This is a genomic window from Streptomyces hazeniae (assembly GCF_031845485.1).
GTDB lineage: Bacteria > Actinomycetota > Actinomycetes > Streptomycetales > Streptomycetaceae > Streptomyces > Streptomyces hazeniae.
Genome location: NZ_JAVREQ010000010.1, coordinates 174,019 through 190,230, shown reverse-complemented (window position 1 = coordinate 190,230; position 16,212 = coordinate 174,019). Strand labels below are relative to the sequence as shown.

The 16,212-nt window shown below is 76.0% G+C and carries 10 protein-coding genes; 5 read left to right on the top strand and 5 right to left on the bottom strand.

Annotation, left to right across the window (positions count from 1 at the left end; all coding sequences use genetic code 11):
- Positions 1–469, top strand: a 469-nt coding sequence (locus RM572_RS13785) for an NPCBM/NEW2 domain-containing protein (RefSeq protein ID WP_311673612.1), incomplete at its 5' end; no start/stop codon positions are given.
- On the opposite strand, the gene RM572_RS13780 is transcribed toward RM572_RS13785, so the two are convergent.
- Both RM572_RS13780 and RM572_RS13775 read right to left on the bottom strand, forming a co-directional pair.
- Positions 456–3,923 carry an AfsR/SARP family transcriptional regulator gene (locus RM572_RS13780; RefSeq protein WP_449657217.1) on the bottom strand — a complete coding sequence of 1,156 codons (3,468 nt, stop codon included), beginning with the start codon at positions 3,921–3,923 and terminating at the stop codon, positions 456–458. The two genes, RM572_RS13785 and RM572_RS13780, sit on opposite strands and share 14 nt — an antisense overlap.
- Positions 3,924–4,431: 508 nt before the next feature.
- Complete coding sequence (locus RM572_RS13775) at positions 4,432–6,888, bottom strand: asparagine synthase-related protein (protein WP_311673610.1); 2,457 nt, start codon at positions 6,886–6,888, stop codon at positions 4,432–4,434.
- Positions 6,889–7,524: 636 nt separating this feature from the next.
- Here RM572_RS13775 and RM572_RS13770 point away from each other — a divergent pair.
- Positions 7,525–9,018 carry a hypothetical protein gene (locus RM572_RS13770; protein WP_311673609.1) on the top strand — a complete coding sequence of 498 codons (1,494 nt, stop codon included), beginning with the start codon at positions 7,525–7,527 and terminating at the stop codon, positions 9,016–9,018.
- A 156-nt stretch (positions 9,019–9,174) separates the two neighbouring features.
- Complete coding sequence (gene lhgO / locus RM572_RS13765) at positions 9,175–10,428, top strand: L-2-hydroxyglutarate oxidase (protein WP_311673608.1); 1,254 nt, start codon at positions 9,175–9,177, stop codon at positions 10,426–10,428.
- Between the two features lie 26 nt (positions 10,429–10,454).
- On the opposite strand, the gene RM572_RS13760 is transcribed toward lhgO, so the two are convergent.
- A complete protein-coding gene (locus tag RM572_RS13760) occupies positions 10,455–10,787 on the bottom strand; it encodes a hypothetical protein (protein ID WP_311673607.1) in 333 nt (110 codons plus the stop codon).
- Between the two features lie 241 nt (positions 10,788–11,028).
- On the opposite strand from RM572_RS13760, the gene trmB reads away from it, so the two are divergent.
- Both trmB and RM572_RS13750 read left to right on the top strand, forming a co-directional pair.
- A complete protein-coding gene (gene trmB / locus RM572_RS13755; RefSeq protein ID WP_394813604.1) occupies positions 11,029–11,844 on the top strand; it encodes a tRNA (guanosine(46)-N7)-methyltransferase TrmB in 816 nt (271 codons plus the stop codon).
- A 245-nt stretch (positions 11,845–12,089) separates the two neighbouring features.
- The gene (locus RM572_RS13750) at positions 12,090–13,490 is read left to right on the top strand and encodes a PrsW family intramembrane metalloprotease (RefSeq protein ID WP_449657216.1); all 1,401 of its coding nucleotides are present in this window, start codon (positions 12,090–12,092) and stop codon (positions 13,488–13,490) included.
- A 40-nt stretch (positions 13,491–13,530) separates the two neighbouring features.
- Here the strand turns inward: RM572_RS13750 and RM572_RS13745 are convergent, their stop codons facing one another.
- Entirely contained in the window at positions 13,531–14,739 is a 1,209-nt protein-coding gene (locus RM572_RS13745) for a cytochrome P450 family protein (protein ID WP_311673625.1), read from the bottom strand.
- A 119-nt stretch (positions 14,740–14,858) separates the two neighbouring features.
- The gene (locus RM572_RS13740; protein ID WP_311673624.1) at positions 14,859–16,034 is read right to left on the bottom strand and encodes a cytochrome P450 family protein; all 1,176 of its coding nucleotides are present in this window, start codon (positions 16,032–16,034) and stop codon (positions 14,859–14,861) included.
- Between the last annotated feature and the right edge of the window lie 178 nt (positions 16,035–16,212).

The following is a 16,212-nucleotide window of genomic DNA, read 5'->3' as shown; positions in this document are numbered from 1 at the left end:
CTCTCCCCCCTCGCCGACCCCGACTCCGACGTCTCCGCCGCCCGCCCCGGAGACCTTCCGGCTGGAACGGCTCGGCTGGGACACCGCCCGGCCCGGCCCTCGCGGGGACGCCCCCACCTTCCGCGCCGGAGCGAGCAGTTGGCTGTGGCAGCGCTACGGCGGCGTTGGCGTCCCCGCCCCCTCGTCGGTGACCGTCGACCTCAACCGCAGCTGCACCTCGTACGACGCCCTGGCCCGCGTCGACCGGCTCACGCTCACCGACCGTGCGGTGCGCTTCGCCGTGTTCGGTGACGGGTCACGCCTGTGGCAGTCGCAGCCGGTCCGGCGCGGCGCCGCGCCGGTACCCGTCCGGGTGGCGCTGACCGGGGTGCGGACGGTACGGCTGGTGGTGCAGCCCGTGAGCCCGCAGGGCCCGGCCGACCGCCTGCTGCTCGCCGACTGGGCGGACGCGCGGATCAGCTGCCGTTGACCGTACGGCCCGCCGGGCGCGGAACGGCGGTGTGGTCGGGGGCCTGGGAGCCGTCGCCCGCGCCGGCGAGTGCGTCCAGCAGCCGTACGGCCTCGTGCACCTCCAGCGCCGGACCGCCGTGCCCGCTGCCGTTCGCCGCGGCCGCCCGCGCCCGCACCCACGCGTCCTCACGCCGTTCGGGCACGCTCGCGGGCAGTGCGCCGCGCATCGCCCGCCCCGCGTCCGCGAGGCGCAGCGCCTCGGCGGGATGCCCGGCCTGCACGGCGATCACCGCCGCGTCCAGCAGCACGTGGGCCACCAGCGCCTCGGGTGCGGTGCCGCGCTCCACGAGCCGCAGCGCATCCCCCACCTCCGCCAGGGCCTGCCGGGCCCTCCCGGCGAGGGAGGTGATCCGTGCCCCGAGCGAACCGACGGCGATGGACAGCACGTCGGGCGGCGAGCCGTGGCAGGCGTACGCGCGGGTCTGCTCCCACAGCGCGCGCCCGCGCTCCGCGTCGCCGCGCTCCAGGGCCAGCAGGGTGCGCACCAGCGAGGCGTACGTGCGGGCGTCGGCGACGCCGAGGCGTTCGCCCTCCTCCTCGGCGCGCAGCGTCATCTTCTCCGCCTGTCCGCTGTCTCCCTGCCGGTACCAGGTCTCGGCGATGCGGGCGAGCAGGAACGGCATCTCCAGGAAGGCGCCGAGTTCCTGCGCGTACCGCAGCGCGGTCTCGAACTCGGCGCGGGCCCGCTCGTAGTGCCCGCGCGCCGTCTCGATCTCGGCGCGGAGCCCGCAGACCTGCCCCAGCAGCCAGCGGTCGCCGGTCGTCCCGGACAGCGCGTCGATCTCGGCGAGGTCGGCGGCGGCGCGTTCGAACCCGCCGGGGGTGTCGAAGCGGAGGTGCGCCCGGAAGAGAAGCACGATCCCGAGCTCCCACGGCCCGGCCAGCGCACGGCAGTTGGCGACGCTCACGTCCATCAGCGGCAGCACGGCCTGCGGTCCGCCCTCCAGATACGCGGAGAACGACCACAGCAGGCCCGGGAACCGGGTGCTCTCGGGGGTGGGTGCGCTGAAGGTCTCCAGCAGTTCGCGGGCGACGCGCAGGAACTCCTCGGTGAGCAGGCGTTCCTGGCCGTACTGCTCGTGCATGAGGAAGTAGCGGAGCAGCTGGAACTCGCGGTACGCGACCTCCTGCCACGCCTCGCGCGCCGCCCGTTCGTCCGGGAGCAGCGCCAGCACGCGGTCCACCCAGGCGGCGCCCTCGTCGCGGTAGTTGCGCAGCCACCAGAACCAGCCCATGCCGCGCACCAGTGCGGTGGCGGCCTCGGCGTCGTCCTGGCGCCGCACGCGGTCGAGTGCGGCGCGGATGTTGTCGAGGTCGGCCTCCATGCGCGGCAGCCAGGCCAGTTGTTCGGCGGAGCGCAGGCGGGGCTCGGCGGCGGTGACGAACCGCAGAATCTGCTCGGTGTGCCGGGCCGCAGCCCGCGCCCGTTCGGCCGGGTGCTCGGCCGCCCGCTCCTTGGCGTACTCGTGGATGGTCTCCAGCATGCGGTAGCGCACGCCGGTCTGGGCGGCGGACCGTGGACGGTCGGCGATCAGGATGGACTTGTCCACGAGCGCGGCCAGCACCTCGTACACGGCGCTCTCCGGCACGGGGACGTCCTCCTCGCCCGCGCAGACGTACTCGGCGGCGGAGAGGGTGCAGCCTCCGGAGAAGACGGAGATGCGTCGCAGGACCGTGCGTTCCCGCGCGTCCAGCAGGTCCCAGGACCAGTCGACGACGGCCCGCAGCGTCTGCTGCCAGGGCAGTACCGTACGGCTGCCGCTGGTCAGCAGGCGGAAGCGGTCGTCCAGCCGGTCGGCGATCTGCCGTGGCGTCAGCGACCGCAGCCGGGCGGCGGCCAGTTCGATGGCGAGCGGCAGCCCGTCCAGGCGGCGGCAGATCTCCTCCACGGCGGCCCGGTCCTGCGCGGACGCGGCCGGTGTGAAGTCCGGCCGTACGTCGGCGCCGCGCTCGGCGAAGAGCCGGTGCGCGGGGACCGGCGGCAGCGGCTCCACCGGCCGTACGGTCTCTCCCGGCACGCCCAGCGGCTCGCGGCTGGTGGCCAGCACGGTGAGGCCGGGGCAGTGGGCGAGAAGCGTCTCGGCGAGCGCGGCGGCCGCGGCCACGACGTGTTCGCAGTTGTCGAGAACGAGCAGCAGGCGGCGGTGCGCGCAGTGTTCGAGCAGCCGGGCGGTGGCGTCGGCGGGCTGGGTCTCGTGGCCCGACGCGGTGCGGCTGCCCTCGAGGGTGCCCGCGAACAGCGTCGTCTCGCGCCGCCCGAGCCCGCTGAGCACGGCTCCGGGGACGGCGGCGGGCTGGTCCAGCGGGGCCAGTTCGACGAGCCAGGCACCGTCCGGGTAGGGGTCGCCGTCCGGGGAGGACGCGCCGTCCGGATGCTGCGTGCCGTCGTCGTCGGCGAGGGTGCGGAGGGCCGCGGCCGCCGACTGCTCCGCCAGCCGGGTCTTGCCCGAACCGCCCGGGCCGGTCAGGGTGACCAGCCGGGAGCGTCGCAGGTCCGCGCGGAGGGTGTCGAGGTCGGACTCACGGCCGACGAAGCTGGTCAGGCGAGCGCGGAGATTGCCCCGTGGTCGCCGTGGGCGCGGTTCCTCGTGCGGCGCCGGGGCCCGTCGCGGCGCGCCCGCGGACGCGCCCGGCCGGGCGTTCTCCGTGCCCTGGGGGGAGCCGCCGGTTCCCAGCAGTTCCGCGTGCAGGGCGCGCAGTTCCCCGCCCGGGTCGACACCGAGCCGGTCGGCGATGTCCCGCCGCACCGTGGCGTACGCCTCCAGTGCCTCGGCCGTCCGCCCCGCGTCCCGGAGCGCCCGCAGGTGCAGGGCCTGCAGCGGCTCGTCCAGCGGCGACGCGACGGCGAGCTCACGGATCTCCGGCAGCACGTGCTCGGCCCGGCCGAGGGCCAGGTCGGCGGCGATGCGGTGCTGTACGGCGGTCCGGCGCAGCGCTTCCGTACGGGCCGCGGCGGACGTCGCGTCCGGCAGGTCGACGAGCGCGGGCCCGCGCCACAGGGCGAGGGCCTCGCGCAGCAGCTCGGCGGCGGCGCCGGCGTCGCCGCCCCCTTCCAGTGCACGGCGGCCCTCGTGGGCCAGGCGCTCGAAACGGTGCAGGTCGACGTCGTCCGGGCGGACGTCCAGCCGGTAGCCACCGGGCAGCGACAGCACCGCGTTCCTGCCGAGGACCCGGCGCAGCCGGCCGACCAGCGCCTGGAGCGCGGCGGGCGCGTCCGCGGGGTGGGTGTCCGCGTCGCCCCACACCTCGCCGATCAGCACCTCGACGGGCACGGCGGGCGAGGGGGCCTCCCCGGCGCGGAGCGCGAGGGCCGCGAGCAGCGCCCGGAGCCGGGTGCCGCCCAGCGGGAGCGGGGCCCCGTCGGGGTCCCGCACCTCCGTCGCGCCCAGGATCAGATACCGCACGGTCCCCATTGTCACTGCCCCCCGCCTGGCGTGCCCTGCAATTTCACGGTACGTGACGCGCCGCCGCGCGCCTTCCCCGCCGCGGTGCCGCGCAGGCCGCCGTTCCGGCGGGGGCCCGGTCTCGGTGCCCGTCCGGCCCGGCGCCCCGACGCGCGTGCCCGCCGTCGCGGCGGCGCACCGGCCGGGGGCCGGGCGCGCCCGGTCCCGCGAGAGGCCGCCGGGCGGCTGGAGCGAGGGAGGCGTCCTCCTCAGCCCCGGGCCGGTGAGGGCCGTGCCAGGCCCGCCCGGGCGTCACACTCCGGCGACCGACGGGACTGCCGCGCCGCAGCGGGAAGAGCCGGCACCCTGCGCCCTCACCGCACCGGTCACGCCCTTCGGCCGTGCCGAGGAGCCCGCACGGGCAACGCCTGCCTCCACCGCGGCGGCGGAAGGACCCGAGGGCGGGCGCGGCCCGGCCGCCGGGCGTCCGGTCCGCCGACAACGGCAGCGCCTCACTGCTGTCGAGCCCCGGAGCGGGTCAGAGCATGGGGCGGTCGGGGGTGGGGGTGACGACGGCGGTGGCGGCGCGCTGGCGGGGCGCGTCGGCGCCGGTCCAGCAGGTGCCGCGGCGGGCGATGAGGCGACGCAGCCAGATCTCCGTGGACACCAGGTCGGCCAGCCCGTCCAGCGGGACACGCTCGCCGTCGGCGGCGGCCCGGAGTGCGCGGCGGACGACGCGGGCCTCGATGAGTCCGGCCTCGGCCAGCAGGGGAGCGGTGAAGAGGTCGGCGAGCGGGTCTGCGGCGGCGCGGAGACCGGCACGCGCGGAGGCGTGCTGGCTGGCGTGCGAAGGGGCGCCCCACCCGGGGGGCACGTCGTGCACGCCGGCGCCCGCCAGCACCGCGCGCAGTACCGACGCGCGGGCGCCGGGCTTCACGCGGGCGGCCTCGGGAAGTTCGCGGCAGGCGCGCACGACCTGGTTGTCGTAGAAGGGCGCGTGCAGCCGCTGGTTGCGGATCTCGGCGGCCTGTTCGAGGACGCGGTGGTCGGCGGCCTGGCGGGCGAGTGCCGCGCGGGCGCGGCGTTCGCCGGGGCGTTCGACGATGGGCCGGACCCGTGCGGCGCCCTCCACCAGCAGGGAGACCTCGGCGAGGGCTTCGCCGGTTATCCAGCGGGCGGCCGGTCCGGGACGGCACCAGGTGAGGGCGGCCAGCGAGAGGTCCAGGGTGCTGGTGCCGCCGGTGCCGCGCGTCCCGGCGGACGAGGGGCCGCCGCGGGCGCGGGGGATGCCGGCGGCGGCGCCGGTGACGCGTCCTTCGCGGAGCTGGGCGGCGGCGGCCTCGACGCCCTCGCGGTAGGGGGTGCGGGCGAGGCGGCGTGCGGCACGGTAGACGGTGACGGGGACGAGTACGGAGCGACCCGCCCCCGGGACGGCGCCGGTTCCGTGCGCCGCCCGGGCCGGGTCGGCGGCGTCCGCTCCGTCGGCCCGGTCGCGTTCGGCGGCGCGTTGCGCGGCGCGGAGACCGGCGCGTTCGGCGCCTTCGGCGCGGGCCAGCGCGGCGACGGGCCGCAGCAGGTGGCGGCGTCTGCGGTCGAGCAGCAGGTCGGCGAGGCGCGCGGGGTGGGCGTCGAGGACCTGGCGGGCGCCGAGACCGACGAAGTGGTCGGCGCTGCCGGCGGCCAGGCGTCTGCGGTGCCGTTCGGCGGCGACGAGGGAGGGGCCCGGCTCGTCGGTGAGCGGCCCGCTCTCCAGGTCGGCGTACGGCAGGCACTCGTCGCCGCCGGTGACGACGATGTGGTGCAGGCGGGGGTTCTCGGCGAGGAGCCGGGCGCGTTCGATCTCGGCTGCGCGGCCTTCGGCCGCGCCGGCGGCGGTCAGGTCGTTGAACGTGACGGCCAGCAGGCGTTCCCCGGCCGACGCGCTACCGGTGCCGTGGACGGTGCCGGGCATGCCGGGCAGCCCGGCGGCGAGCAGCGCGAGCGTGGCGGACGCGGGGCCGCCGGACAGGTCGGCGCCGATGCCGGGCTCGGGGGCGCCGCGGGCGGCGCGCCGGTCGGCGGGGCCCATGCCGGGCACCGGGCCGGGGTCGCGTGGACCCGGGGGCGTGAAGTCGTGTTCGGAGGCGTGCCGGGGTGCCGCGAGCCGGGCGCGTACGGCCGCGACCAGCGCGTCGCGCACCCCGGCGACGGCGAGGTCGGGGTCGAGCGGCGGCGGGGCGGAGACGGCGAGCGAGGCGGTGGGTTCGTAGCCGACGATCTCGCGGCTGCTCTCGCGCAGGACCAGCGCGTGGCCGGGGGGCACGCGTCGCACGCCTGCGTACGGGGTGCCGTCGCCGAGTGCCTCGGGTGCGTCGGGGCAGGCGAGAAGCGCGGCGAGGTGGGAGATGTCGAGTTCGGCCTCGATGAGGTCGGCGAGCGGGAGGGCGGCGGTGGCGTAGGCGGTGCCGCCCGCCCAGGGGGCGTGGAACACCGGCCGCGCGCCGGCCAGGTCGGCGGGGACGGTGGTGCGCCGTCCGATGCGGACGACGACGGTGTAGCTGCCGGGCCAGGCCGTCAGGTGGCGCAGCGCGCCGCCGCGCGCGGTGTACAGGCCGGCCCGCAGCTCCTCGTCACCGGCGCCGCAACTGCCCAGCACCGCGAGGCGGTTGCCGCCGTCGCCGTGCACGACGCGGACCTCGTCGGGTCTCCAGTCGCCGACCGCCCACAGCGGATCGCTCTCGCCCGGTCCGCCCCACAGCAGTTGCCCGCCGACGGGGCGTACCGTTTCGCCGCTCACCTCGCCGGGGACACCGGCGAGCCCTCCGTACGCCCCGGCAGGACCGTACGCGGTCCCCGTCCCGTGACCGCCGGAACCGTACGACCCGCCTGGTCCGTAGCCGCCGGAGCCGTGGCCCGCGTGGCCGTAGCCGCCCTGGCCGTACGCTCCCGCTCCCGTGGGGCCCGGGACGCCCGCGGGGCGCACCGCAGGGCTGTTCCAGCCCACCAACCACCGCATGGCCGCCCGCCTCCGCCCGTCAGGTCCAAGCTCGAACAGGTCCGCAGGCTCGCAACGTTCAAGAATCCGGTGCTGCTGCCAGCCGCTTGTAGCGACCATGCTGCCACGCCTCGGGCGCATCGGAGGGGGATGGGGGGCGCACGTTTGCGTGACGTGCACCGCTCGCGCGCCCACCGGCGTGGGGGCGGCGGGTGGAATATGCCGGGGGAGTCGACCGGTGTCATTTCGGCCAGATTGTCGGCCCGGGAGGCACCCACCGCCCCCCGGACCGCGCCGCCGCCCGCGGGGAATGGGGTCGGCGGTCTCCCCGGCCCACCGGTGCAGAGCGGCGGGCCGACCCACGCGGGACCCATGGAAGCGCTTCCGGGCCTCCCGCCCAAGGCGCACGGGCGGGCGCACGGCCACACTCCGGGAGCACGTGACGGGTGCGTGCCCGGGGCCGTGCGCCACGGGCACGAATCCGCCAACCGCCGCCGCTCCTCTTAACGGTAGGGATGCGGCGAACTACTGTGGGTGCAGTACTTTCCCGCGCCACGGCGTGGCGGGAGTCCCCGGCCCGCCCGGCGAACCGGTCGGCGCGGGCGGGGAGTTCCGCGTGCGCCGGAAGCGCGGCCGTCGCTGTGTCAGGGGTGCCGCATGTCCAGGGAGCAACGCGGGCCGAACGATAAGCTCGGCACCGTACTCACCCTCGCCGGGATCAGCAACGCCGGACTCGCCCGCAGGGTCAACGACCTGGGCGCACAGCGGGGTCTGACGCTCCGCTACGACAAGACGTCGGTGGCGCGGTGGGTGTCGAAGGGCATGGTGCCGCAGGGCGTCGCGCCGCACCTCATCGCCGCGGCGATAGGCAGCAAGCTGGGCCGGCCGGTGCCGCTGCACGAGATCGGGCTCGCCGTGTCCGACCCGGCGCCCGAGGTCGGGCTGGCCTTCCCGCGCGACGTGCGCGACGCCGTGAAGTCCGCGACCGATCTGTACCGCCTCGACCTGGGCAACCGGCGCGGCGGCGGCATCTGGCAGACGCTCGCCGGTTCCTTCGCGGTCAGCGCGTACGCCACCCCCACCTCGCGGTGGCTGATCACGCCCGCCGACAGTTCGGTGGCACGTGAGCCCGCCGAGACCGCACAGACCGCCGACGCGGCAGCGGGCCGCGAGGACCCGTCCGCCCCACGGCAGGATGCCGCGGGTCAGGGCGCCGCCGCGGCCGCCGCGTCGCTCCGGGTCGGCCACACGGACGTCGCCAAGCTGCGCGAGGCCGCCGAGGAGGCACGTCGCTGGGACTCCAAGTACGGCGGCGGCGACTGGCGTTCGTCGATGGTCCCGGAGTGCCTGCGGGTGGACGCCGCCCCGCTGCTGCTCGGCGCCTACTCCGACGAGGTCGGCCGTGCACTGTTCGGCGCCACCGCCGAACTCACCCGCCTCGCCGGGTGGATGGCCTTCGACACCGGCCAGCAGGAAGCCGCCCAGCGCTACTACATCCAGGCGCTGCGCCTGGCCCGCGCCGCCGCGGACGTGCCGCTCGGCGGGTACGTGCTGGCGTCCATGTCGCTGCAGGCCACCTACCGGGGTTTCGCCGACGAGGGCGTGGATCTCGCGCAGGCCGCCGTCGAACGCAACCGCGGTCTGGCCACCGCGCGCGCCATGAGCTTCTTCCGGCTGGTGGAGGCCCGCGCGCTGGCCAAGTCCGGCGACGCGCAGGCGTGCGAGGCGGCGATCACCGCGGCGGAGGGCTGGCTGGAGCGCGCGCGGCCGGGCGACGCCGACCCCTCCTGGCTGGACTTCTACTCCTACGACCGGCTCGCCGCCGACGCCGCCGAGTGCTACCGCGACCTGAACGCCCCGCGCCAGGTCCGCCGTTTCACCGAGCAGGCGCTGTCCCGGCCGACGGAGGAGTTCGTGCGCTCGCACGGCTTACGGCTGGTGGTGTCCGCCGTCGCCGAGCTGGAGTCCGGCAACCTGGACGCGGCCTGCGCGGCGGGCACACTCGCCGTCGAGGTCGCGGGCCGCATCTCCTCCGCCCGCACCACCGAGTACGTGCGCGACCTGCTGCACCGTCTGGAGCCGTACGGCGACGAGCCCCGGGTCGCGGAGCTGCGCGAACGGGCGCGTCCCCTGCTCAAGACCCCGGCGTGACGGGGCCGGGGACCCCGCCGTGACGTCCGGGCGCCGCCCCGCGGGCCACCCCGACCGCCCCGCGGGCCACCCCGGCCGCCCCGCGGACCCCCTTCGCCGCCGTCCGCCCCCCTGCCGCACGCATCAATTCCGCCCCCACCGGTCATGATGAGAAGCGTGTCGTCCCCGGAGAACCTCGCGCCCGCCCAGCCCCGCGGCGCCGTCCTGGACTGCGACGTGCTGGTCGTCGGCGCCGGCATCGTCGGCCTCTCGACCGCGTACGCCGTCACCCGCGCCGCGCCCGGAACGCGCGTGGTCGTGCTGGAGAAGGAGGGCGCCCCGGCCCTGCACCAGACGGGCCGCAACAGCGGCGTGATCCACAGCGGGATCTACTACCGGCCCGGCTCGCTGAAGGCCCGCTATGCCACCGGGGGCGCGGCGGAGCTGGTGAAGTTCTGCGCCGCGCACGACGTGCCGCACGAGGTGACCGGCAAGCTGATCGTCGCCGTCGACCGGAGCGAGCTGCCGCGACTGCACGCGCTGGTGCAGCGCGGCCGTGAGAACGGCATCCCGGTGCGCGAGCTGGGCCCGGCGCAGCTCCGGGAGTACGAGCCGCACGTCCGCGGCGTGGCCGCCATCCACGTCGGCACCACCGGCGTCTGCGACTTCACCGCCGTCGCCCGTACCCTCGGCCGCCTGGCGGAGGAGGGCGGCGCGGCCCTCCGGTACGGCGCGGAGGTCGCCGCGGTCGACCGGCGGGCGGGACGCGGCGTGGCCGTGCGTACGGCCGACGGCTCGGTGCTGCGCGCGCGGGCGCTGGTCAACTGCGCGGGTCTGCACTGCGACCGCGTCGCCCGGCTCGCCGGCGACGAGCCGGGCATGCGGATCGTCCCCTTCCGCGGCGAGTACTTCGCACTGGCCGAGGAGCGGGCGGACCTGGTGCGCGGCCTGGTGTACCCGGTGCCGGACCCGGCGTTCCCGTTCCTGGGCGTGCACCTGACCCGCGGCATCGACGGCGGGGTGCACATCGGGCCCAACGCCGTACCGGCCCTCGCCCGCGAGGGCTACGCCCCGACGACGCTGCGGCCGCGCGAGCTGGCCGGCGTGCTGGCCTACCCGGGGGCCTGGCACCTCGCACGCCGGCACTGGCGGTACGGCGCGGGCGAGGTGCACCGTTCGCTGTCGCGCCACGCCTTCACGGCGGCGGTGCGGCGGCTGCTGCCCGAGGTGACGTCCGGCGACCTGCGCCCCGCGCCCGCGGGCGTACGGGCCCAGGCGGTGCTGCCGGACGGCACGCTTGTGGACGACTTCCTCTTCGCCGAGTCGCCGCACACGGTGCACGTGCTCAACGCCCCGTCCCCGGCGGCGACGGCCTCGCTGCCGATCGGGCGCGAGGTCGCCGCACGGGTGCTGGCCGCGATGGCCCACTGACGTGCCGGCCCGGCCCGGCACGACCTCTACCTGGACTTCGGCTTCGTCCTGGGCTTCGTCTCGGTGGCCGGCTTCGACGTGGACTTCGGCTTGGACGTGGACGGCTTGAACGTGGACTTCCCGGAGTCCTCGTCCGACGAGTCGCTGTCCGAGGAGGCACTGCTGGAGGGGGTGCCGGACGGGGTGAGGGAGGGCGTACCGGACGGGGTGGGGGCAGGGGTGCTGGAGGAGGTGCTCCCCTCCTTGCTCTTGCGGCCGTCGCCGGAATCGTCGGAAGTGCAGGCGGCCATCGACACCAGAGCGGTGGCGGTGGCCGCGAGCAGGGCGGTGCGGCGGAGCGTTCTCTTCGTGCGCGGCATGTGTCCCCCCGTGGGCTCGGTCGTGCGACCGCCCGATCCCCGCCGGGCGCGGACGTGAGCGTACGACGGCCCGTGCCGTCGTTGGCGCGCCCATGACCAACGGGCACAGGACTGTGGCGCTGCTGGTACGGCCTTGGTACGCAAGCGGCGCCCGGGCCGCTCCCCCGTCGCACCCGCGCCGCACCCGCGCCGCACCCGCGCCTCCACCTGCCCTCGGGCCGACCTCCGGGGCGCCCGTAGAATCGGACGCACTGTGTCCGACAACGCCTCCACCCCAGCTCAGCCCGCCCGCCCGGCCGCCGAGGAGCGGTCCCGCACACCCATGTTCGCGCCCGGCGCCGGACCGGCCGCCGACCCCGCCGGCTCGCACCACGAGCGCCGCATCCGCAGCTTCCAGCCGCGCCGCAGCCGCGTCACCCACGGCCAGCGCAAGGCGCTGGAACGGATGTGGCCCCACTGGGGCGTGGACGTGGACGGCCTGTCCCGGCTCGACCTGGACGCCCTCTTCGACTCGCTGCCCGCCGGGTCGCCGGTGGTCTGCGAGATCGGCTTCGGCATGGGCGAGGCGACGGCGCAGATGGCCGCGGACGATCCGGCGACCGGCATTCTGGCGGTCGACGTGCACACCCCCGGCCAGGGCAACCTGCTGCGGCTGGCGGAGCGGAACGACCTCGTCAACATCCGTGTGGCCAACGGCGACGCGATCATCCTGCTGCGCGAGATGCTGGCGCCCGACTCGCTGTCCGGGCTCCGCCTGTACTTCCCGGACCCCTGGCCGAAGAAGCGGCACCACAAGCGGCGCATCGTGCAGCCCGAGTTCCTCGACCTGGCCGCCGTGCCGCTGCGTCCCGGCGCGCTGGTGCACCTGGCGACGGACTGGGAGCCGTACGCGGAGCAGATGCTGGAGGTCCTCACCGCGCATCCGGCGTACGAGAACGCCTCGGCGGGCGGCGGTTTCGCCGAACCGCGCCCCTCGGTGCGGCCGATGACCCGCTTCGAGCGGCAGGGTCTGCACAAGGGCCACATGGTGCGCGACCTCCTGTTCCGCCGCGTCTGACTCCCTCCGGGGCGCCACGGTGGTTGCCGCGGCCACGCATACGCCGCCACCGACGTACGGACGTTCCCCGCCCCGCCCGCACCCCTATTACTGTCGTACACGTGCATGACGAGGCCGCGCCGCAGGCGCCACCGCAGACGGAAGCCCCTCCGGCGCCCGCCCCGACGGCGGCCCCGGAGGCGTGCGCGGCCCCGGAGCCCTACGCGGCGCCCACCGACGACGGCGCGCAGCCGCGGTTCCCCGCGATGCCGGCGTCCGAGGCCGACTGGCGCTACCGCCCGCCGCGCACCCCGTCCTGGTGGCATCGCCACGCGCGGACGCTACGGCTGCTCGCGGTCGCCGGTGTCCTGGTGCTGTGCGGGGTGGTGATCCTCGCGCTGGTGCGGGAGCAGACCGGCACGGACGGGCTGCTCGTCGGCCTGCTGCTGGCACTGCTGCCGGTGCCGCTGCTGGTCGCGGCGTTCCGCTGGGTCGACGGGGTCGAGCCCAAGCCGTGGAGCCAGCACGTCTTCGTCTTCGGCTGGGGCGCCTGCGCGGCGACCCTCATCGCGCTGCTCGCGAACACCTTCACCACGGCCTGGCTGGCCGGGTCGATCGCCGGGTCGGCCTCCGAGGCGGACCTGCTGGGCGCGGCCGTCGTCGCGCCGGTCGTGGAGGAGGTCGCCAAGGCGATCCCCGTGGTGCTCCTCTTCTTCTTCCGGCGGCGGTACTTCACGGGCGTGGTGTCCGGCATCGCCGTCGCCGGCCTGACCGCGGCCGGCTTCGCCTTCACCGAGAACGTGCTGTACCTGGGCCGCGCGTACGGCGGGGACGACACCGGCATGCCCTACGAGGCGGGCGCCTCCGCGACGGCCGCCACGTTCGTCGCGCGCATCCTCATGTCGCCGTTCGCGCATCCGCTGTTCACCGGCCTCACCGGGGTGGCGTTCGGCATCGCCGCCGCGCTGCCGCACCGGCGGCGACGCTGGCGTGCGCCGGTCGGGCTCGCCGGACTGCTGACGGCGATCCTGCTGCACGCCATCTGGAACGGCGCGGCCTCGCAGGCCTCGCTCACCTTCCTCTTCGTCTACGCCCTGTTCATGCTGCCCGTGCTGGGCACCCTGATCTGGCTGGCCGTGTGGTCACGTCTCGGCGAACTGCGCACCGTGCGCGAGTCGCTGCGGACGTACGTCGCCGCGGGCTGGCTCGCCCCCTCGGAAGCCTGGGCGCTGGGCACCGCGCGGGCCCGCAGCCTCGCCCGCGACGTGGCCCGCCAGGGCCGCGGCCCGGACGCGGCCCGGACGGTCGCCGAGTACCAGCACTTCGCCACGTCGCTGGCGCTGCTGCGCGCCCGCGCCGAACGCGGCATCGCCGTCAGCGACTTCCACGCCCGCGAGCAGGAGCTTCTCCACCACCTGTGGACCCGCCGGGCGACGGCCGCGCCGCCGACGCAGCGCGCCGCGGCGTCGCTGTCCCGCCCGGCGCCTCCGCCCCGGCTCCCGGGCCCGCCCGGCCCGTACGGCCCGCCGCCCGGTTTCCACCGGCCCCCGGGACCGTACGGGCCCGGGCCGGGTCAGGGGCCTGGACCTGGCCAGGGGCCTGGCCAGGGGCCTGGTCCGGGGCCGTACGCGCCGCCGCCGGGGCCGGGTCCGTACGGAACCCGCTGACGTTCATCCCGGGCGGCGGGCCTGCCGCCGCCCCCTGGTCTCAACGGGCCGCGGCAGGACCGCCGTCCAGCCGTACCGGGAAGGACTGGAGGTCGTTCTGGGTGAGCACCGGCTGGTTGCGGATCTCCTCGACCGGGACGGCGAGCGCCAGGGCGGGGAAGCGCGCGAACAGCGCCGGCAGGGCGATGGCCGCCTCCAGACGGGAGAGGGCGGCGCCGGGGCAGATGTGCGGGCCGTGGCCGAAGGTCATGTGGCGGATCGGCGTGGGCCGGGTGATGTCGAACGCGTCGGCGTCCTCGCCGTGCTGCGCGGTGTCCCGCCCGATGGCCCGGTAGGAGATCACCACGCCGTCGCCCTCGGGGACGACCTGGTCGCCGACCTGAATGTCCTCCGTCGCGAAGCGCATCAGCAGGTGGGTGGTCGGGGTGTCCCAGCGCAGGGTCTCCTCGACGACCGTGTCCCAGCCGATCTCGCCGTCCAGCACCATGCGGAGCTGGTCGGGATGGGTGAGGAGGGCGCGGACGGCGTTGAGGATGAGGCCGATCGTGGTCTCGTGCCCGGCGGCGACCATGGCCTTGAGGTTGCCGACGACCTCCTCCTCCGTGAGGGGTTCGCCGCCCTCGTCGGCGAGAATCAGGGCGCTGGTCAGGTCGTCGGCCGGGCGGGCGGTCTTCTCCCGCACCATGTCGGCGAAGATGCCGTCCAGTTCGTCGATGGCGGCGAGGCGTTCGTCCTGCGGGGTGAGCATGGAGAAGAACGCGGTGTAGAGCTCGCGCAGCCTCGGGTGCAGGTCCGGGTCGACGCCCATCAGGTGGCTGATCACCGACATCGGCAGCGGGTGGGCGAAGACCGCCTTGAGGTCGACGGTCCGCCCGTCGGCGCCCTCTTCGGCGACGTCGTCCAGCAGGCGGGCGGTGATCTCCTCGATGGCCGGGCGGAGTTGCTCCAGCCGGCGCGGGGTGACGGCCTGCGCCGTCTTGGTGCGCAGCCTGCGGTGTTCGGCGCCGTCGACGGTGAACATGGAACGGCCCGCGTCGATCATGCCGATCAGCGGCCACTCGCGAGTGACCACCCCGGTGCGGAACAGCGTCCAGCGGTTGATGTCCTTGACCAGGCGCGGGTCGGTGAGCAGCCGCCGGGCCTCCGCGTGGTGCGTGACGGTCCACGCCGGGACGCCGAGCAACTCCATCCGGGTCAGCGGCCCTTCCTCCCGCAGCCGCCGGGTCTCCCCGTCGAGGTCGCCGACCATCGGGTCGAGGGCGAGGGGGCAACGGCCCTCGGCCGCTTCGCGGCTGTCGGTCGCGGGGGCCCCGGGCGCGGGGGTCCCGGTCGTTGGAGTCCCGGTCGTCGCCGGCGTCGTGTGGCTGCTCACGGTCTGCCTCCTACGGGCGGTGCGGGCGAGAAGTGGACGGGCAGTTCGGTCATGCCCCGCAGAAACGCAGAGGGCCGGCGGGTCAGGGAGTCGGCGGCCACGGACAGTTCGACGTCCGGCAGCCGGTCGAGCAGCACCTCGATGCCGCTCCGGGCGATGATCTCCGCGATCTCCCGTGCGGCGAAGGGACACTGGAACTCGCCGTGGCTGAACGAGAAGTGGGCGCTGTTGCCGTTCCGGAAGCCGTCGCCGCGGCCGTCCGCACCGCCGTATCCGTCGAGGTGCACCTTCGGGTCGAGGTTCGCCCCAGCGAGGCCGAGCAGCAGCATGTCCCCGGCGCCGATGTGGCGCCCGGCGAGCCAGGTGTCGCGGGCGGCCCAGCGCCCGGCGAGGATCTGGGTGGGGGTGTCCTCCCACAGCACCTCGTTCATGGCTTCGGCGACGCTGTGCCGACCACCGGTGAGGGAGGCGCTGAACCGGTCGTCGGTGAGCATCAGCCGCACCGAGTTGCCGATCCAGTCCGCGGTGGGCAGGTGGCCGGCGGCGGTGAGGGCCGTCAGGTCGAGGGCGTACTCGTCGTCCGTGAACGGCTCCGGGTGAGCCAGCATCCGGGACGCCACGTCGTCCCCGGGCACGGCCTGCTTGTCGGCGACCAGCTTGTACATCAGGCCGACGAACTCGCGGTAGGCGTCGAGCGCTTCCGGCCCGCCGTCGGCGAGGTCGCTCATCGTGCGGGTCAGGAGGGGCCCTTCGGCGTCCGGGAAACCGAAGATGCGGGCCAGCGCCAGGACGGGCAGCGGCTTCGCGTACTCGGCGACCAGCTCGGCCTCCCCGCGCCCGCAGAAGCCGTCGATGAGCCCGTCCGCCAGTTCCTCGCACCAGCCGCGGAGTTCGACGTGCTCCACGCCCTCCAGCGCCGGGTTCACCATGCGCAGGTGGCGCTGGTGCTCGGCACCGACCGTGTAGTAGACGGACGGCATCCGCTGCCCGATCATCGGCCGCAGCGGCCAGTCCTCGGGGAGCGTGTCCCACTGGTTCCACAGCCCCGAGTCCCGCGGGAACAGCAGCGGGTCGGCGGTGACCTGGTGCAGCTCGCGGTAGCCGACGACCAGCCAGGCCGGCACGTCGCCGGGGAGCATCACCGGCACCACCGGGCCGTGGTCGCGCCGCATCTCGCGGTAGAGGGCCGCGGGGTCGGTGTGGAAGCGCGGCCCGCTGAGCGGCACCGCCTCCCCCGGCGTCGGCCCGTCGGTGCTCCCGTGGCCGGTCACCGGGCAGCCGCCCGGGGCGGTGCCGTCCCCGGCCCCCGCCGTTGCGTCGCGCACGTCGTCGTCTCCCCGTTTCCGCGTA